The sequence below is a fragment of the Bartonella sp. AA89HNZF genome (assembly GCF_042196905.1).
Taxonomy (GTDB): domain Bacteria; phylum Pseudomonadota; class Alphaproteobacteria; order Rhizobiales; family Rhizobiaceae; genus Bartonella.
Genome location: NZ_JBHIRD010000022.1, coordinates 1 through 20,200 on the forward strand (window position 1 = coordinate 1; position 20,200 = coordinate 20,200).

The 20,200-nt window shown below is 37.5% G+C and carries 8 protein-coding genes, 2 tRNA genes and 1 pseudogene; 5 read left to right on the forward strand and 6 right to left on the reverse strand.

What is annotated here, in order from left to right:
- Positions 1-133 precede the first annotated feature (133 nt).
- Positions 134-207, reverse strand: a tRNA-Gln gene (locus ACFIN0_RS08210).
- A 259-nt stretch (positions 208-466) separates the two neighbouring features.
- On the opposite strand from ACFIN0_RS08210, the gene ACFIN0_RS08215 reads away from it, so the two are divergent.
- Positions 467-856, forward strand: a complete 390-nt coding sequence (locus tag ACFIN0_RS08215; RefSeq protein ID WP_375702287.1) for a VOC family protein — start codon at positions 467-469, stop codon at positions 854-856.
- Positions 857-2,100: 1,244 nt separating this feature from the next.
- Positions 2,101-2,311: pseudogene (locus tag ACFIN0_RS08220) on the forward strand (DNA adenine methylase); the annotation flags it as partial.
- 141 nt (positions 2,312-2,452) lie between these two features.
- Here the strand turns inward: ACFIN0_RS08220 and ACFIN0_RS08225 are convergent.
- The 5 genes from ACFIN0_RS08225 to ACFIN0_RS08245 form a co-directional block, all read right to left on the reverse strand.
- A tRNA-Gln gene (locus ACFIN0_RS08225) sits at positions 2,453-2,523 on the reverse strand.
- A gap of 63 nt (positions 2,524-2,586) precedes the next feature.
- Entirely contained in the window at positions 2,587-3,345 is a 759-nt protein-coding gene (locus ACFIN0_RS08230) for an ABC transporter ATP-binding protein (RefSeq protein ID WP_375702288.1), read from the reverse strand.
- Positions 3,342-4,292: an iron chelate uptake ABC transporter family permease subunit gene (locus ACFIN0_RS08235; RefSeq protein ID WP_375607825.1), complete on the reverse strand. Its 951-nt coding sequence runs from the start codon at positions 4,290-4,292 to the stop codon at positions 3,342-3,344. Before ACFIN0_RS08235 ends, ACFIN0_RS08230 begins: the two co-directional genes overlap by 4 nt.
- The gene (locus ACFIN0_RS08240; RefSeq protein WP_375610845.1) at positions 4,285-5,241 is read right to left on the reverse strand and encodes an ABC transporter permease; all 957 of its coding nucleotides are present in this window, start codon (positions 5,239-5,241) and stop codon (positions 4,285-4,287) included. The genes ACFIN0_RS08235 and ACFIN0_RS08240 overlap by 8 nt, the downstream gene beginning before the upstream one ends.
- A gap of 105 nt (positions 5,242-5,346) precedes the next feature.
- Positions 5,347-6,297, reverse strand: coding sequence for a siderophore ABC transporter substrate-binding protein (locus tag ACFIN0_RS08245; protein WP_375607403.1), 951 nt, complete (start codon positions 6,295-6,297; stop codon positions 5,347-5,349).
- Positions 6,298-6,495: 198 nt separating this feature from the next.
- On the opposite strand from ACFIN0_RS08245, the gene ACFIN0_RS08250 reads away from it, so the two are divergent.
- The 3 genes from ACFIN0_RS08250 to ACFIN0_RS08260 all read left to right on the forward strand — a co-directional run bounded on the left by ACFIN0_RS08250 (position 6,496) and on the right by ACFIN0_RS08260 (position 19,765).
- Complete coding sequence (locus ACFIN0_RS08250) at positions 6,496-12,081, forward strand: autotransporter outer membrane beta-barrel domain-containing protein (protein WP_375702289.1); 5,586 nt, start codon at positions 6,496-6,498, stop codon at positions 12,079-12,081.
- A gap of 676 nt (positions 12,082-12,757) precedes the next feature.
- The gene (locus ACFIN0_RS08255) at positions 12,758-15,904 is read left to right on the forward strand and encodes an autotransporter outer membrane beta-barrel domain-containing protein (protein ID WP_375702290.1); all 3,147 of its coding nucleotides are present in this window, start codon (positions 12,758-12,760) and stop codon (positions 15,902-15,904) included.
- A gap of 1,179 nt (positions 15,905-17,083) precedes the next feature.
- Positions 17,084-19,765, forward strand: coding sequence for an autotransporter outer membrane beta-barrel domain-containing protein (locus ACFIN0_RS08260; RefSeq protein ID WP_375702291.1), 2,682 nt, complete (start codon positions 17,084-17,086; stop codon positions 19,763-19,765).
- Positions 19,766-20,200: the final 435 nt, after the last annotated feature.

A 20,200-nucleotide genomic window follows, 5' to 3' on the forward strand; every position in this document is an offset into this window, starting at 1 on the left:
CTTAAAAACTCTTTGAGAAAAAATAAATTGGTACAAAACCTAGTGGCAAAATATACAAAAACCGCTGGCAAGCTACAGGCAAAATATACAAAAACCGCTGGCAAGCTACAGGCAAGCTACAGGCAAGCTACACTGGCTGGGGAACTTGGATTCGAACCAAGATTGACGGAGTCAGAGTCCGCTGTTCTACCATTAAACTATTCCCCAATAAGCCAATTTTACCATTTCTAGCAGATTCTATAGTGTAGGCAAGAGCAAAAAATCTTTAGATTATCAATAATAAAGAGCGATAGGATATCATTACAATCCCAGTAGTGGCGGCCTCGATATTTTAGCATATAGCAATAAGTGAGTAAAAACATATAAATAGAGCACACCGCGAATGGAAGCATCACAAACTCTTGTTGAAATATCCTCTATATAGGTATAGCCTGTCAGGCAGTTGCTACTAAATCATGGAGAATTAATGAGTAATATTTCCACTTATCCTGTTACCCCAAATCTACAGTTGGTATATGTCTCAAACATAGAGTATTCTACAGCTTTTTACAAATTCATCTTCAAGAAAGAACCTGTGTTTACCTCGCCACGCTATGTTGCATTTGCTTCTTCGGGGGATGCACTCTTTGCTCTCTGGTCAGGGGGCGATACGCCTGAGGAGAATGTGCCTCGTTTTTCAGAAATCGGCATTATGTTGCCAACAGGAGAGGACGTAGATAAGCTATATGTGGAATGGCAAGAGCAAACCACTGTTGAGATAAATGTTTTGAAGGAACCGTATACTGATGTATTTGGACGTACCTTCCTAATCAAAGATCCGGACGGACACATTATTCGTGTTTGTCCACTGGATTAAAAAGCTTAAGATCTGATCTTTAATCGCCTAAATTATAGTACCTCAATTATAATAATTATCTGTTTCCAAAACCTATAAGCTATGCACGCTAAGAGGCTTACTTGCGGCGCGTGGCTTATTCGTTCGGTGCTGTTCCACTATATTCAGCCCCACAGCCTGCCTGTTTCCACAGGTGGTCTAATTGGTTTGGAGATCAGTCGGCGTTATTGCATGGCCAGTGATCAGTACTTGTAAAATCATAAAAGCTATCCCTCATCACACTTATATTGAGCCTTTTATTGGAATGGGAGGAATATTCTTTACAAGGAAATTGATATCTTTATGAAGTTAAAAAGGCATTGTACAAAAACTAATAAAATAAATATATTAAGTGCAATTATTTTATATGAATCCACTTAAGAATCCATACTTTTATGCATGTTTGAATTGATCATTTTTTATATAGGATTGCCATGGATGTATAGATTATAAAAAGCAAATCATGATGCAAATACTATAACGCATGGGTGCATTCAAATGAAATGAAAAGCGGTTATTATTCATAACGTGTCATAAATTTTATGATACGTTTTTAAAAACGCTTGCTAAAAATTTAGTAAATGATAGGCAGGCATTATATAGATACTATCATCACAATGTTATGTCTTATCAAACCGAAAGCATTTCAATGATATAACGCAAGCAAGCGAGAAAAAACGTTTTAAAAGTTACAGTTTAAAAATACAAAACCAAATGAGCTCTCTCAAAATTTGGGGGCACCTATTGAAAAAAAGATGAGGCAGCAAAATTCAAAACCATTGTAACATCTGAGGCATGGGATTTTACTCAATTTTGTGTCAAAAGCTATAATGTTTAAAGATGGCTATTCCAAAGATAATGCTTCCAAAATTGAATTGATTGATTTTGCCAACTCAAATTTGAGCTGGTTAATTTGCAAAGAAGTTACATTTGAGTGCAAAATGAAAAGATACTTATGAAAGCCTTATTGAGAAGACATTCATTTAAGATGCATTTTCTTTTGATAAGTTTTCATATTTCTAAATAGAGCCCTTGCAATATGATACGTTTTGTATATATGCATTCATTACTCCATTGTGGATGGTTCATTTGAATCTTATAATCAATATCTGAAAGCCGCGTCATGTCATTTGGCTCGGCTTTCTTTTTTGAATTCTCTCTTTAGATAGGTTTATAGCTATTAGATAAGGCTTTCCCATAAACAGAGACAGATATACGTGTATTATTATGGAAAGGATTTATTTGCGAGAGGATTACCAGACGATGTTTGCTTTGCTTGTGCAATTAAAGGGAAAGTTTCTTCTCTCTCAATTATGTGCTTCAGATCCGAAAAATCTTTAGCCAATTTAAGATAAAAGGGGTTGGCACATCTTATACATGTGGTTCAAAGAATCCGCACCGGCTCAAGAGCTTATCATCTCAAATTGCAATTTTTAGAGGAAGAGAAAATATGCATTAAAGGGATTTTAAATAACCTTTGAAAGGTTTTTGATGATCCTTTGAAAAAAATAAATTGATGCAAAATCTACTTTCAAATTATACAAAACCCGATGATAAGCTACAATTATTAAATACGGGCTGGGGAACTTGGATTCGAACCAAGATTGACGAAGTCAAAGTCAGCTGTTCTACCATTAAACTATTCCCCAATAAGCCAATTTTACTATCCCTAGCAGATTCTATAGTGCATGTAAGCGAAAAAAATTTTATGATTATCGATAATAAAGAGCGATAGGGATGTCATTAATTGTTTTGATTTGAATATCGACATCATAAATGTCTTTAAGAATTTTTGGTTGCATGATTTCTTTTGGAGTCCCACAATAGGCCGCTTTCCCATTTTTCAGTGCAACAATCATATCTGAGTAAGATGAGGCAAAGTTAATATCGTGCATAACAATAAGAATGGTTTTTTTCAGTTCATCAGCTGTGCGGCGTAATTGCTTCATCATAGAAACGGCATGTTTCATATCCAGATTGTTTAATGGTTCATCTAAAAGAAGATAATCGGTATCTTGGCAGATAACCATTGCTATAAAAGCGCGTTGACGCTGACCGCCAGAAAGTTCATCTAAAAAACGGTCTTGTAAATCTTGTAAGCCGAGATAGCGTAGTGCACTGTCGATAAATTGTTTATCTTCATGTGTATACCAGCCTTTTGAATAAGGATAGCGCCCAAAACTTACTAAATCATACACGGTTAAACGGAAGGATAAAGGATTATCTTGACGTAAAATTGAGAGTTTTTGAGCCAAAATATCGTGGGGCATTTTATCGATATCAAAGCCGTCAATGTTAATTGTCCCTTGATGGTGCGGTAAAAGACGTCTTATGAGCATTAAAAGAGTTGATTTTCCCGAACCATTGGGGCCAATCAGAGAAATAATCCCCCCTTTTGGAAGATGAAGGCATAAATTATCGATAATCAATCGTGCTCCGTACGCCTTGGAAAGATGATTGATCTCAATCATTTTAATTTTCCCTTCATCAATAACATTAAGAAGACGATACCTCCACAAAACTCAATGATAAAACTTAAACGCCCTGCCATATGAAAAATTTGCTCTAAAATAAATTGTCCCCCCACCAAACAAATAATCGCTAATAATATTGCAATAGGGACAACAACACTGTGTTTTGTTTGAGGAGAAAGTTCATAGGAAAGATTGGCAACTAACAGTCCAAAAAAAGTGACGGGGCCTACCAATGCGGTGGAAATGGATACAAGAATGGAAACAAAAATAAGGACAGCTGTCGCACTTTTGTGGTAATTAACGCCAAGATTGAGAGCATTTTCACGTCCCAAAGCCAAAATATCAAGAAGATGACGTGAACGCCATCCAATCAAACTTACAATGAAGACAATGATTGTGGCAAAGCTTATTAATGACGTATTGAATTTATTAAAATTTGCAAACATGATGTCCGTTAAATTCATCATTTGGTCTGGATTTAATTGCAATTGCATAAACATGCGTAAACTGAAAAAAAAGCCGCCTAAAACAACACCAATTAAAAGCGTCAAGTGAAGCCCTTTTAAGCTTCCTGAAAAGAGCCAGCGAAAAAGACTTGTTGAAAAGATAATGAGAATGAGGGCTTCGAGAATGAGCTGCCCTTCTTCATTCAAAAAGGGCAAAGAAAGAGAGCCTACAAAATACAGCAGGATAGTCTTTATTAAAATATAAAGCTGATCAAATCCCATAAGTGAAGGGGTAAGAAGACGATTGTTAACAATTGTTTGAAACAAAACCGTAGAAACGCTTATTGCATAGGCAATAAGGAGCAGAGAGATAAGTTTTGTAAGGCGAAATGTCCATGTATAAACATTGATATTCCACGCCATGTAAAGACTAATGACAGTACATGCCATGATGATAAGCGTCGTTAATACACATATTGTTGTTTTTTTTCTATCCAAGATGCTTTCTCCAGCGTAAAAGGAGTATTATAAAAATAAAACTACCGATCACGCCCATCATGGTACTGATGGGAATTTCAAAAGAAGGTTGAATGATTCGTCCTAAAAGATCACAAATCAAGACCAATCCTGCACCGCTGATGGCCACCCAAGGAGCGGTATAGCGCATATTATCTCCCATGAAACTTGAAACAATATTTGGAATAATCAATCCAACAAAAGGAATACGGCCAATGGTACACACAACAACAGCAGTGATTGAGGCGACAATAAAAAGACCAAAAAACATGACAACACGATAATTCAATCCAAGGTTATTGGTTAAATCTTCTCCCAAACTTGCAACCGTAAAGCGATCAGCAGTACAATAGGCCAGAATACAAAGGGGAAGAGATAGCCATAAAAGCTCATATTTTCCTTCAAGAACCATCGAAAAACTGCCAAATAAGTAAGCTTGAAGAGAAGGAAGTAACATTTCATAATCTGCAATGGCATTGGTTAAAGAGCCAATAATATAGCTTAGCATAATCCCTGTAAGGGGGACAATGAGAGCAGATTTTAGAGGAATGCGTTGCAATAAAAACATAAAAAGTAAAGTGCCTGCCATGGCAAAGATTGTCGCAACGACCATTTTTCCTAAAACAGGAATATCGGGCCAAAAAATCATAATAAAAAGAATGCCAAGGGAAGCAGATTCAACGGTTCCGACGGTTGATGGCTCGACAAAGCGATTGCGTGTTAATAGTTGCATAATCATACCTGAAAGTGCAAGTGCTGCGCCTACTAAAATGATTGCAATGGTACGAGGAAGACGCGTTTGCCAAAAAATAAGCCACGCATGGGGATCGGCTGCGAAAAGGTTAGAAGGTGAGACATCAGAATAACCAACAAAAATGCTGAGGATAGACAGGAAAATTAGAAGTGTTATGGTTATCCAGTAATTCTTCACGTTAAATCATTTTCTAACAAAATTTAATAAAAAAACAAAGGTTATTTTATAAACAACCTCTGCTTTTAAATTTTATTTATATAGCAAGCAAGCTCTTTCGTGCGCTTATTTGCTCTTTGTAAAGGCTTCATTGATCTGCTGTGCGGTTTCAATGAGTGCCGTTAAACCACCATTTGCACGATACCAGCTCCAAGAGTCCAAATAAATAATTTGGTTTTGTTTGCTTGCTGTTGTGCGGTGAACAAGCTCATTGTTGAGCAATTGTGCTGCGGATTGTCCTTCCCGCCCAATGGCTGCATCGCGATCAATCACTAACAACCAATCAGGATTGGTTTCAAGAATGAATTCAGGAGAAATGAGTTGTCCATGTTTTTGCACGGTAAGTTTATCGGTTGCAGGGGCAATTCCAAAAGCGGAGTGAAAAATATCGAAACGTGATTTTGGTCCGAAAGCACTGATTTTTCCACCAGAGGTCATGAGTATGAGCCCGGTGCCTTTTCCTTGGGTATTTTTATGGACTTCAGCAAAAGCTTCATTGAGTTTTGCAATTTCCTTTTCTGCTTCTTGTGTTTTGCCAAAAATTTTTCCAAGGATAGACACATTTCGTTTAATATCTTCAAGAGAATTTTCATTTTCTACTGTTAGATCAATTGTTGGAGCTATTTTGGATAAGTCTTTATATTTTGCTTGGGTTCTGGAGGAAATAATAATCAAATTGGGTTGAAGAGTGGCAATTTTTTCATAATCGGGCTCAAAAACGGTCCCTATTCTTTCATATTTTGCATCGTCAAATTGTTGCAGATAGGAAGGTTTTTTTCCTTCAGGAACGCCGATAACTGCTTGGATACCAAGGCGATTCATATTATCTAGCGAGGCAAGATCAAACACAACAACCTTTTGCGGAGAAGTGGGAACAGAAGTCGTGCCTGAAACATGATCAATTGTTATATTTGTCTGGGTACTCGTATTTGCAATACTCGTATGCGTCCACAAAATCGTTGCAAAACTAATTGCAACCAGTAAAACAGAAGTCATCCATTTCATATATTTTATCATCGTGATTTTATCCTTTTATCTAATATTACAAAGGTTTGCGCACTTAAAAACTTAACTTTGGTATTTTTATGCACAAAATGAAGCGTAAATAAATAACACTATGTTGTAAAGTTGACTGACATATGTTACAAACCGTTCACTTACCTCATTTTCACTTAATTCTAGTGTTTTTGCAACATTATTTAGAAAGTTTGACATATGATCAATGTATTTAAAAAGCGTACACGTTTGTACGCACTGACAACAAGTGCTTTCTTCTTTTTGCAAGGTGTAGATGTTTCTATGGGGAGTGGTTGGTTCTCATTCTCTTCGCCTGTATTATCTCCATTTGCGTCATTTGTTCCTAATGCAATTACATCATCTGTCTCTAATGCAATCGCTGAAAAGGTAGTTTCACTTGCATTGGATACAGTTAAAACATCTGTCGCTGACTCAATCTCTTCTATCTCTTCTATAGTTCCAACGCCTGAATCTCTAGTTACAGGACTATCTTCAGCATTTCAATATTTAGAAGTACTCATTGAACCTAGATCAGAAGCAAAGGGTTCATTGCCTAGAGCGTACGTTTCTATAAGACAACTTCCTGGTTCACGAATACCTCTTTTTGCGCTTTTTCCTAAAAACGATATAGATATGTGTGAAGATAGTTCTGGTGAGTCAGAGCGTGGATCCATTATATGTGTGGACGGTGGAGAACATACAATAAAAGGAGGTAAGATTCGTGTAAAAAAATACGGTGATAATGCTGTGTTTGCAGTGGGTCGTCTTGTTATAGATAATGCGAATGGTTCGCGTTCTAGCAATGCGAATGGTTCGCGTTCTAGTGTTGTAACGGGAGGTGCAGGTTCCAGAACTGCCAGGGCTGCCAGGACTGTTAATAGTCTTGTAGGAGGGAATACCTCCGGACGTGTAAGTGTTGTTGACTCTTCGCGTTCTGGCGTTGTAAGGGGACCTTTATCCAAAACTGTAAATATTGCTAAGGCGACAAGTGTAAAGGTAGAAGGTGTATCTATCGTTGGTGTAGATCCTAAAAGCTTTAATGCTCAAACTGCTGTTATGGGGTTTGGGAGTGCTGTATTGTCGTTAGCAGGTGCAAAGGTTGAATTGCTGAAGTCAAATATCGAGAACTTTGTTACTGGTCTTGAGGCTGGGTACAAAGGAAATATTCATATGAAGGAAGGAAGCATCAAAAAAACTTTTTTGGGTGCTACAGCTAGTTTTGAATCGTCTATTTTTTTAGAGGGAACAGATATTAATGTGGAAGTCGTTAATGATAAAGTACCTCTGAATGTAGTTGGTTTACATAGTTCTGGTAGATCTCAAATAACGATGAAATCTGGATCAATTACTTTTGCAAAAGGTGGTGTGGGGATTTTGGCGGAAGACGAAGGATTTGTTAAACTAGAAGATGTTAGAATTCATATTGCTGAAAAAGAGAGAAACAATGAGGAATCTCCAGAAGGAACTTTAGGTGGAGAGGCTGCTTCTAGTGTACTGGATCCGAGTGTTGTTTTTTTATTGGAAGATGGTTTTGTTTCTTCTAATCGTGTAATCTTTAACGGTTCTAATGCTATTGTTCTATGGATAAATAGTAATTACGGTATTGAAAATGGTCTCTTTGGTGTCATTGATTTAAGGTCTGGTCCTGGAAAGGTCGATAGTTTTACTGAATTTGTTGAGAATACTTTTGCTGATGACTATGCTAGCATTAGGTCTGCTATCAATTATTCGGTTATTACAGTAAAAGATAGAGGCTCTTATGGTATATATTTTGGTGAAAGTGAACCAGAATTCGAAAAAAGAAGTTTGGAAACGAATAATCAAAGTGAAGAAGGAGAAGAATCAAGTGCTAGAGTTAGAAGAAGTAGTGATGTTGCAGGAGCAACTATAGCTACAGTAACTACTGGAGGTGTTGTAGAAAGCCAAGCATCTTTCTCGGAAGAACCAGAAGTAGATGGGAGGCATATGGTTCTTTTAAGACGTTCTGTTCTCAAGGTTCCAGATGGTGTGGCCATTTATGGTAACGATTCGAGCGGTTCTGTTGCTTTAGGAGAAGACACATTAGTTTCTGGTGATCTATTATTGCGTGCTACAGGTTCTTCTAGTTTGAAGGTTTTTGCTCATGATTCTAGTATTGTAGGTTCTGCACGCATTGATAGAACCGCGAGTGCAAACCTTTTTTTATCTCATTATTCAGAATGGCATTTAGCAAAAAGTAAGTATAGTAATGAAGCTTCGGATACAGATTGTATAGATTCTTGTGTTTCGTCTATAGATCTCAAAGATAGTGCTATTGCGTTTTTACGATCTGAAAATAGAGATGGAGGTTATCAAACACTTCGCGTTGGGGATGGGAACGGCACGGTTTACGCTGCTTCTGGAGATTCTTATATTTACTTTAATGCGCGTTTAGTTCCTAATACTTCGGATAGTGATCAAATGTCTGACAGGCTTTTGATTCATGGTGATGTTGCTGGAAAAACGATAGTGCGTGTAAAAGATACTTCAGAAGGAACACAACAAGATGATAAGCAATCTCATAGTATTTCAATTATTCAGGTCTTTGGACAAGCAGAGGCGGATTCTTTTAGGCTAGACGGTGATTATATTACACGAGAAGGGTTGCCTTATAAGTATGTTCTTCGTGCTTATGGTCCAACCATTTCTTCTTCGGAAATACAACCTTTTGATGAGAAATTAATTGCGAGTAGTGGAAATGCGAATAGTAGAAGTGTTTGGGATTTTCGCTTAGAAAATCAATATGTTGTTCCTCGTGTTTCTAATACTGTCACTGACGCTCGTGGAAGAGGAGATAGTGGTGGTTTGGTGGAATCTTCTGTGTCTGGAGAATCTGGAGCTATAATTTCTCCTTCAAGTGTTTCACTTTTGAGATCTGATACAGGTGGTGTACATCAGGAATTTGCATCTATAGGATCGGCGGCTGCATCTGGCGTAAAACCTAGTGGACCTGTTGGGCGTGTTCTTGTATTGGGTCGTTCTGGTGATGGTGATGTTTCTTCTCAGTGTAATGATATACAGAACAATAGCGAAGAGAGTAATGCTGTGGAGAAAGCTCTTTATGCATGCGGTGATGGTAAGACACATACAATAAAAAATCTTATACTGAAAGGGAATGATAAAGTTCAGCATTCTATGCATGCACAGAATGAGAATACAGTTATTAAGTTGGAGAATGCTACAATTATGGGGGGGGGTGATAATGAAAGCAATGTTGATCTTACTGAATTAAAGGCTATGAGTGCTGTTCTTGCAGAAGATAGCGCAGAAGTCGTTTTGGAAAAAAATTCAACAATTCAATCTTCTCTAATTGGTCTTGAAGCGCAAAGGGGCGGAAAGATTACGATGAACGCTGGAACAGTCAATGCGCGTTATGTGGGCGCTTTGGCAGGTTCTGGATCATCTGTTAATTTAAAGGATACGAAAATTAACGTAATGGGGAATTTGGCTGTGACTGGTCTGGCGAGTCAGGTTGGTGAGATAACTATGAATTCTGGAACTATTACTCTGGAAAAGGGAGTAGCAGTAAGGTCAGAATCTGGGGGCAGCGTTAAATTAGACAAAGTGAGAATTATTGCGAAAAAAGGACAGGGTAAGTTAGATTCTGTAGATAACTTTGGGCGTGCAGCTTTTTTGGTGAGTGATAATGCTTCTGTTGATTTTAAGAACGGAAATGTTGTTACTGATGCCCATGCTGTGTGGGTTATGAAGAGTGGGGATGCTGTTGAGACCGGCTCTTCTAGGAGAAGGAGATCTTCTGACGTTCGTCCTACTATGAATTACGTAAATATCGAGTCTTCTACTGTTAAAGTGGAAGGTGAAGGAACCTATGGTATATATTTTGATGGTCTAACGCTGAAAGAAGGGAGTGAGAAAACTCGAAGTCAGAATCTAGAAACTGCGCAAACAGGCGTTGTTAAGCGGAGCGTTGTATCCAAACAGGAGAATACACCTATAGGCATAACAGGGACAGTTTCGTTGAAAAAAACTGATTTTGAAGTTGCAAATGGTATAGCTATCTATGGTAATAATTCTGGTGGTCGTGTTTCATTAGAAAATAAAACAACTCTTGCTGGTGACTTGTTATTAAAAGCCGAGAATGATTCGAACATATTGGTTTCAGTTGATAGTTCTATTGTTACAGGCGGTGTTCGCGTTGATAAAAATTCTTATGCAAAATTAGACTTGGCTAATAATTCACAGTGGATTCTAAAAAGAAGTGCACAGAGGAATTTGGGGACTCTAGATTCAGGATGTGTGGATTCATGCATTTCTTCTGTAAGTCTTGTAAATAGTGCTATTGATTTTGCACCTTCGGAATCTGAAGGAAAATATCAGACTCTCCATATTGGAAGTGGGAAAGGAACTGTTTATGCGGCACAGGGTAATGCTGTAATTCATCTCAATGCACGTTTAAATCCTCGTGATCCGAGTGATCAGCAAGTCACTGATCGGCTTGTCATTCATGGTGATGTTTCTGGAAAAACAAAAATACATGTACGAGGTGATGCGGGCAATGTAGGAGATGGTAAAGCGAATGCCAAGATTGCTCATACTGTTTCAATTATTCAGGTCTATGGTCAAGCGAAGAAAGACTCTTTCCAACTCGATGGCAATTATGTTGCACTGAGAAACTCACCTTACAAATACACCCTTCGTGCTTATGCTCCAGAAGCGACTTCGAAACAGGAGCATGTTCAGCAGAAATTTGTTAAGGATGGTGGAGAATTTTGGAATTTCCGTTTAGAAAATCAGTATGTTAAGTCTGTTGGATCTGCTGCCCTTCCTGAACAATTTGTAAGGTCTGTTGTTCCACAGGTTCCAACTTATCTCAGCTTGCCTAATAGTGTATTCCACGCTGGTTTAATGGATATTAGCAATCAAAATAAGCAATTGGAGACGTTGCGGATGACTTCTACAGGAATGGTAGAGGTTCGTGAAAATCCCGCTTTATACTTGCGCGGCTATGGTGGAAGTTACCGTTATGCTTCAGATCTGTCCGCACTTGAATATGGTTACGGAAGTGATCTTAGTTATAATGGTGTAGAGGCAGGTGTTTTGCTGCAAACTATTGAAAATGCTGATAGTGCTATATCCTTTGGCGTTATGGGAACTTATGGAAAACTTTCTCTGCAGCCTGTGAATGTTGAGCAAAGCCAGAAGAGTGCATTTGATAAATGGACTGTTACGGTATATGGTAGCATGCAGCATAATGTTGGCTTCTATGTCGACGGTCTTTTATCCTATGGTCTGTTCAAAGGTGATGTTCTCACCCTTGCACGGGGTAAAACAGCAACATTAAAAGGTAATCCTTTGAGTGTTTCTTTAGCTGGTGGTCAGACAATTATGACAGGATATAAGGGCTTTGTCTTTGATCCGCAGGTTCAGGTTGTGTATCAACATCTCCAGTTTAATAAGGCCCGTGATATCGACAATTTTAATATTGAAATGGGTAACCTTAATCAGTGGGTAGCACGTGTTGGTGGACGCTTAACCAAGATTCCTACAGGTTCTGAAGGCGTGAATGCTGTTGCTTTCTATGGTAAGCTTTATCTTGCTCATGGTTTTGAAGGAAAACAGTCTGTGCATTTCAATGATGCTTTCAAGTTAGGAGCTTTTGGTTCTTCTCTAGAGGCTGGATTAGGTTTTAATGCCAAATTGTTGCCACAGTTCTCTCTGCATGCTGATATTCTCTATCAACATAAGCTTAATAAGGCTGGTTTTTCGGGAACAAGTTTTTCCGGAGGAATACGTTATCAGTTTTAATATAAGGTACACTATGTACCTTTTTAGAAAAGGCAGCACATTGTGCTGCCTTTTTTCTTTGTAACAACTTGTGTTGTCTTTAAAAGATTTTCGTCTTCTTGATTGAGCAAAAAAAACATAGTTTTTTTGTGTATGAGAGCACTTTTCTCCGCTAAAGCGAATTTTCTTAAAATTTATGCTGCTACTGATGCGATAGAGTGCTTCGCTTTTATCGGCTTTTTAAGCGTTCAGCAGACCGGTATGCGTTACGTGATCCTTTTTGATACTGTATTGATATTATCTAATATAATATTTGATGTTTTCTAAAGCTCGTTTTTGAGAGTTTGTTTTTTACGGATTTAAATCATTGTTTCATTCATCTCTTTGTGGATTAATTTTTAAAGTTCACAAGGCTAGATTGTGTTTTTAATTAATTGCACGCACTGGTTTCATTTTTTCTTTACACGAAATACAGAATGCATTATACACTTATAAATTGTGTTTTGTTGTTATTCTCTTATAGATGGTTTTTAGCGTAGAGCTTTTGCCAAATTTATTGGGATAATTCATTGCACAGTTCAAATAAGCATGAGGCATGTTCTTTTGTTACACTTTTCGTATTTTTGAGGTGTGCAAGGGGGTGTTTTGTAAGTGCTTTTGTTTTTAATGAGAGGGGAAGGAAAGTTTCGAGGGAACTATGATTAAAGTTTTTAGAAATCATGTATGTTTATGTGCTTGTACAACAGCTATCCTCTCTTTGCTTCAAAATGGAAGAGAAGTGTATGCGGCTGCAGAGGAGGATGGTAAACCTTATATTATAACGGTTACTCCGATCAACGGTATCGGTATTACTTCTGGTCCTTATCTTAGTGGGAGTAACATACACAAGCCTCCCCTTGGTGGAGAGAGTGGGCAGAATAATCATTATACTTCTCATCAGACCCCTGTTGGCAATAACGATGAGGGTATTCGTGGGGGGAATGACTATCGTAAGCTGAGTGGAGTGGATGGATGGTATGGACATCAGAAAAATGTAGATAACTCTGTTAAAGATGCAGACTCTGATGGAAGAGGAGTGAATCCTGGGTTTTATTACTATAGTGGATTATATTATATATGCGATAATTGCGGGGAATCTAAAATTGATAATAAATCTTATACAATTACGAACGAAAATGTTTCCAATTATCCTGTTGATCCTACTGCTATAACAGTGAAGCGGATAGGGACCAGAGTTGATGGAGAGAATGTAACTGTTAGCAGTGAAGTTTCTGATAAATCTTTTTTGCGTGGTGTGGCTGTATCCGATGATGGAAAGATTGTTTTGAAAAAAACGACGCTTAAAAATACAAAGTTAGCTCTTTTTGCTCATAATGGAATCATTGAGGTAAAGCAGGGGATTATAGAGGACAGTGATAGGGCTGTTGAAGCTGTGGGGAATTCATTGGTTATTTTAGAGGGTGCAAAAGTTAATACGCGTGATGGGAAGGCAAGTCTTTCCAGTTATAGCGGGGCAGATATTTGGGTGGAAGGTGGGGAGGTTAACTTTACCAACAGTCATGGGATTTCTGCGATGTTGGGAGGGACGGTGATTCTCGATGGTGTTACTGTTACTGGAAAGGGCCACAAAGATAAAAATGATGCGGCTTTTTTAATGGATGAAGGGGGACGTGTTGAGTTTACAGGGGGGACTATTAAGGTTGAGGGTGCACATGGTATATTATTAGAAAATCCCGTCAAGCTTTTTAGTGTTGTACCAGAACGATCTGAAACAGAAGCTGAAACTGAAGATGAAGCTGAAGATTTATCGAATAACTTTTATGTGACCGAGGCTAATTTTAAGTCTTCTTCTGTTACCGTAAAGGGTGAGGGATCTTATGGTATCTATTTTCAGGGAGAAAAGCCATGGAGCGAAGATGGGGATAAAAAAGAGGAGATTTCATTAGAGGAAGAAAAAGCTCCACCACGATTGGAAGTTGTTAATTTGGATACAACAGAGTTTTCTGTTGAAGACGATACGGCTCTTTATGGCAGCAATGTTATTTCTGGTGCGGTGAGTTTGATGAAAAGCACTCTTCGTTCAGGGAATTTTTTATTAAAAGCTGAGAAAGGTGCATCTGTGATCGTTTTGGCTGATGCTTCTACGCTTGAAGGTCGCACACACGTTGATAAAGATTCTCATGCCGAACTTTATTTGGGAGGTCGTTCTACATGGATTTTACAACAACCGCTGCAAAAAGATCAACATGCGGCTGCACATGATTCTTCTATTTCACTCGTTAGTCTTATGGATGAGAGCTCTATTAATTTTAAAAGACACGAATCTTCTTCTGTTGATGATTATCAAACCCTTCGTGTAGGAAAGGGAAAGGGTGAAGTTTATAGAGCACAGGGCGGTGCCTCTATTTCCCTTAATACATATCTGAATAGTGGTGGTGCTCTTAATCATCAAAAGACTGATCGTGTTTTAATTCATGGTGATGTTTCGGGAAAAACAAAGCTCCAAGTGCATGGAGTTGCAGGAAGTCCAGGAGGATATACGGGAAAGGGGGGGAATGCTGAAGGTATTTCAATCATTCAGGTTTCTGGAGAAGCAAAGCAAGATTCTTTTCAGTTGGAAGGTGGTTATGTAGCCTTAAACGAATTACCTTATCAGTATAAGCTTTATAGTTATGGTCCAGAATCTGAGTTTGGAAAAGCAAGTATGGATCAGAGATTAGTTGAAGGGAGCGGAGATTTTTGGGATTTCCGCCTTGAAAGTAGGTCTATAGATTCTGATGTTCAACCTAAACCAGATCCTTCTCCTAAGCCAATTCCGGGACCAGAACCTTCTCCAGAACCAGCTCCGGAGCCTCATCCTCGTCCTAAGCCGGGCGTTAAGGCTGTTGTTCCGCAGGTTCCGACTTATCTCCTTTTGCCTAATGCTTTACGTCATATTGGTTTGATGAATGTTAACAATCAAAATAAGCGGTTAGAAGCTTTGCGAATTACTTCTGGGGGCTTATTAGAAAGTCGTGAAAACCCTCTCTTTTTTGTGAGCGGTTATGGCGGCAATCATCGTTATACTTCAAATCTTTCCGCGCTTGAATATGGTTATGGCGGCGAGCTTGATTATAATGCACTAGAGGCAGGTGTTTTGCTGAAAGCAATCGAAAATACGTATGGTTCCACTTCTTTTGGAATTATTGGGGCTTACGAGAGATTTTCTTTGCAACCTTTGAATGTTGAGCAGAGTCAAAAAAGTACATTTGATAAATGGTCAGTTACGGCATACGGTGGTATGCAGCATGATGCAGGTTTTTACGTTGATGGTCTTGTGTCTTACGGTTTATTTAAAGGTGATGTTCTAACGACTGCACGAGGCAAGACGGCAACATTAAAGGGAAATCCTTTAAGTGCTTCATTGTCTGCTGGTAAAACATTTATGGTAGGAGAGGACGGTTTTGTTTTTGATCCGCAAGTTCAGGTTGTTTATCAATATCTTCAATTTAATAAGGTACGTGATGTGGACGGCTTTGATATTGATTTAGGAAAACTTCATCAGTGGGTAGGGCGTGTTGGAGGGCGTTTAACAAAGAGGCTGGTTGCTACTGATGGGGCTCAGGTTGTTTCTTTCTATGGCAAGCTTCATCTTGCTCATGGTTTTGAAGGAAAACAATTTGTGCATTTTAAAGATGCTTTTCAGTTAGGTGCTTTTGGTTCTTCATTAGAAACTGGATTAGGTTTTAATGCCCAATTATCTCAAAAATTTGCGCTTTACGGTGATTTGGTTTATCAGCACAAACTAACGAAAGCTGGTTTTTCTGGAACGAGTTTTTTAGGTGGATTGCGTTATCATTTCTAGTTTTGTTGCTGTTTTTGATTAATCTTTCAAAAAGCTACAAGTTATACTTGTGGCTTTTTCTCATTATCTATTCATTTTGTGTTATAGCATTTTTACGAGAGTGTGACTTTGCATATCTTTAATATGCTTTTGGGTTGGACTTCTTTCGTTTTTTTTGAAAAATCTGAAGAGTTTGTACGTTATCGTTTCAAAATGCGTATTTCAGAGTAATTATTATATTATTTATAATATTTTGATTTATAAAGATATTTTTTAATTTAGGGCGCTGAAATATTTTCAATGCTCTTATGATGAATCCATAAAAAGCATTCCTTTGTCTATTATATGTAAGATTAGCAAGTGGATAATCGTTTAAGAAAGGAGTCAATATAATTTGGGGGATTATGTTAAGAGGAGAGGATTTACAATATTAGAAATTGGCAAAGACAAAGATGCTACTCAGGCGCAATGAGGGCTGTATCCGATAAACTTGATATTATATCTGCTGTCGTTATGAAATGGGGATGGAAATAATGAGATATATCTGAGAAAATTGGTGGATTAGAAACATAAATAACGTATTATTTTTTTGAAAGTGCGTTTTCTTTAAAGAATGTGATAAATAAAAAGATAAAATTATATGTCATTTTCACCTTTTAGATACGGCTCTGAATATTTTTAAATGTTGAAAAGAGATGGTAAAAATCGGAACAGATTTTAATTTTTACACTTTCCTCCTCTTTCTAAATTAGTTCGTATTTCCATAAACACTGTCTAAAACAGCTGTATGTGATAGCTTTGCTTCCCAATTTTGGCATATATTCAGTTTTGTCTGCTTACGAGTACCTATTGTTTCAATATAATATTTATCTCGAATATTAATTATACACGCTTTGGGTATTGATTAAACAACAGTTAAAATAGGCATTCTTAATGTACAAAAATCTCTTAAAGCTGCTTTTAAATAACAACTTTAAAGATGATTTTTCTCTCATTTTTCAGTTATATTTTTGCAAATTCCTTATAAAAAAATAGATTTAGTCTGTATTTTTAGTAACTTTTAAATTCCATATTTACATAAAACACAAAAAGAATTAATAAGGTCTGCACAGTTAATCCAAAACGTACTAATTTTTCTCTTTGTTAAGTTTTCTTTGATACATTACGTGTTACTTTTATGGGCAAAATTATGGTGTAATTATGGTCAATCTATTTAAAAATCGTTTTTCCTTATGTACTTTTACAACAGCATTTCTTTTTTTTGCACACAATGTTGATGCTACGGTTCAAGATGGTGCTGTTGTTAATACTGGGGTACAAGATCGTTCTGGCGTTAATGGTAAGACACAAAATAATCAGGATCAATTTTCATGTAGTATGAATAGTGAATTTTATCGGTGTAATGATGGTAAAAGCCACTACTTTTACAATAAAAATTATCAAAAAACTGATGAAAATACGAATGAAACTGTTGCTATACAAGCATCTGGAAGAAAAACGCTTCTCTTAGGGAAAAATATAACTGTTAAGGATGCTTCAAGTGCTGTTATTTCAAAAGAAAGTTTTTGGAAGTATGGGGTCGTGGCGAGTGAATATGGACAAGTGATTATAGAAAGAGGAGAGATTAACTTTACAAAGGGTATCGGAGTTGAAGTAAGAAATTGGGGACAGGTCGCTTTAAAGAGTAGTTCTATTACCGAACAAGGTAGTCAGGGGATGGGTATAGATGACCATAATGAAAATTCAGCTTTTCATGCGTCTAATGGGTTTATCCATTTTGAGAAAGGTAAAGTTAATCTAGCCAATGCTCATGGTTTTTCAATGCATGGGAATAATATCGATGGGAAGGGTAGGTTTATAACTATCGTGGATTCTACGGTTTTGGTAGAAAGTAATACGTCTTATGGGTTGCGTTTTTGGGAGGGACTAGGAGACAGAAATGAGGAAATGAAAGATCACGAGTATCCCTATTCTTTTTATATTTTTGCGGGTGAGGAAGAGATGTTCGGAAGTCTTCCAAAAACGAACTTACCCGTACGAGGGATTGTTGACTTGACAAGAACTTCTTTTACAGTTCCAAAGAGTGCAGCTATTTATAGCAGAGGATCTGGTGGTGTTGTTAGGCTGTTGGATAATTCCAAACTTTCTGGAGATTTATTACTGAAGGTTGAGGATGGCTCTTTTGTGAAGGTTTCAGTGGATGCTTCTACACTTGTAGGGGGGACACATGTTGATGAAAGTTCTTCTGCTGAATTTCGGTTGAGAGGTGATTCAAAATGGATTTTATCACGACCGAAAAATAAAAATTTGCAAGTTCCTAGTTCTATAGGTGTTTCATCAATTTCATTAATACATCTTATTGATAGTTCTATTATTTTTGAACAACCAGAAACTAACATAGTTGATGGCTATCAAACCCTTCGTGTTGGGAGAGGAACAGGTGAAGTTTATAAAGCACAGGGTAATGCACATCTTTATCTCAACACTTATTTGAATAAGGGGGGGGCTCTTCAGAATCAAAAAACGGATCGTTTTTTAATCCATGGTGATATTAAAGGAAAAACGATAGTACATGTGCATGGTGTTTCAGGAAGTCCTGGAGGTGGTACGGAGCGTTATGGAAATGACAAAGGTATCTCGATTATTCAGGTTTCTGGAATAGCGGAGAAAGATTCTTTCTTGTTGGATGGTGATTATATTGCATTGGACGGTCTACCTTACCAATATAGGCTTCATGCTTATGGCCCAAACTCTGAATTAGGAAGAGCGAGTGCGTCTCAAAGATTAGTCGAAGGTGAAGGAGATTTTTGGGATTTCCGCCTCGAAAATGGATTTATTGATTCTGATACTACATTTAGATTAACTCAGAGTTCTAAACTTGGTTTAGGTGGTGAGCATCATTCTAGGCAAGGCGTTAAGGTTGTTGTTCCTCAGGTTCCAACTTATCTGCTTTTGCCAAATAGTTTATTCCATGCTGGTTTAATGGATATCAGCAATCAAAACAAGCAGTTAGAGACAGTACGGACTAATCCTAGTGGAATGTTGGAAATTCGTGAAAATCCTGCTTCATTTTTGCGTGGCTATGGTGGAAGTTATCGTTATGCCTCAGATTTATCTGCGCTTGAATATGGTTATGGGGGAGATCTAGGGTACTATGCACTAGAGACAGGTGTTTTGCTACAAACTGTTGAAAATGTTGACAGTGTTATATCCTTTGGGGTGATGGGGTCTTATGGAAAGCTTTCTCTACAACCTCGAGATGTTGCACAAAGCCAAAAAAGTACATTTGATAAATGGACTGCTACAGTTTATGGCAGTATGCAGCATGATGTAGGATTCTATGTTGATGGTTTGTTATCTTATGGTCTGTTTAAGGGAGATGTTCTGACAACTGCGCGGGGTAAAACGGTAACATTGAAGGGTAACCCTTTAAGTGTTTCCTTGATGAGTGGTCAGAAAATTGCCACAGGATATGAAGGTGTTGTTTTGGATCCACAGGTTCAGGTTGTTTATCAGCATCTTCAATTTAATGAGGCCCGCGATATTGATAATTTTAATATTGAGATGGATAAACTTGATCAATTGATGGTGCGTATGGGTGGTCGCTTGATAAAGACTCTTACTGCGTCTGAAAAAGATCGTGATGTTTCTTTTTATGGAAAGATTCATTTTGCCCATGATTTTGGAAAAGAAAGGTCTGTGCGCTTTAAAGATTCTTTCCAGTTAGGGGCTTTTGGTTCTTCTCTAGAGGCTGGATTAGGTCTTAATGCTCGCTTGTCTCAAAAATTTGCGCTTCATGGTGATTTGGTTTATCAGCATAAGTTGAGTAAAGGTGGTTTTTCTGGAATCAGTTTTTCTGGTGGATTGCGCTATCGTTTTTAGGTGATCGTCTTGGGGTAAGTTGTTTAAAAAGCCATAAGCATAGCTTGTGGTTTTTTATTATTTGTTTGCAACTTTTTAAACAAGTTTTTTAAAAAAATGTTTTTTTGCATGAGCAAGTTTGTTTCTTTTTAGAAACGAGATAGGGCTTTCTGGTTTGCAGTTTTTGCTTCTTATGCTGTTTTTCTTCCTTTAGTGTATTTTTATTAAATTCTCTTGAAATCACCGCTTTGGGGTAGAGTTTTTATTTCTATCTATATTTTTACGCGTTTTTATAAATAATACAATTTTAAATTGTGATATTTTGGGATTCTGGCTTTACATAAAACATAGGGTGGATATATAAAATCCAAAACGTATTTTAAATTATCACGCGTAACCAAATTTATTAAACAGAATGCGTGTTTTTTGTTTTTAGAGAAGGGGAAGAAAGTTTGT

What these genes read in the sequence shown, in the direction of transcription:
- ACFIN0_RS08255 (WP_375702290.1), top strand. Translation starts at nt 12,758, where the DNA reads ATGATTAAAGTTTTTAGAAATCATGTATGTTTATGTGCTTGTACAACA.
- ACFIN0_RS08260 (WP_375702291.1), top strand. Translation starts at nt 17,084, where the DNA reads ATGGTCAATCTATTTAAAAATCGTTTTTCCTTATGTACTTTTACAACA.
- ACFIN0_RS08215 (WP_375702287.1), top strand. Translation starts at nt 467, where the DNA reads ATGAGTAATATTTCCACTTATCCTGTTACCCCAAATCTACAGTTGGTA.
- ACFIN0_RS08230 (WP_375702288.1), bottom strand. Translation starts at nt 3,345, where the DNA reads ATGATTGAGATCAATCATCTTTCCAAGGCGTACGGAGCACGATTGATT.
- ACFIN0_RS08245 (WP_375607403.1), bottom strand. Translation starts at nt 6,297, where the DNA reads ATGATAAAATATATGAAATGGATGACTTCTGTTTTACTGGTTGCAATT.
- ACFIN0_RS08250 (WP_375702289.1), top strand. Translation starts at nt 6,496, where the DNA reads ATGATCAATGTATTTAAAAAGCGTACACGTTTGTACGCACTGACAACA.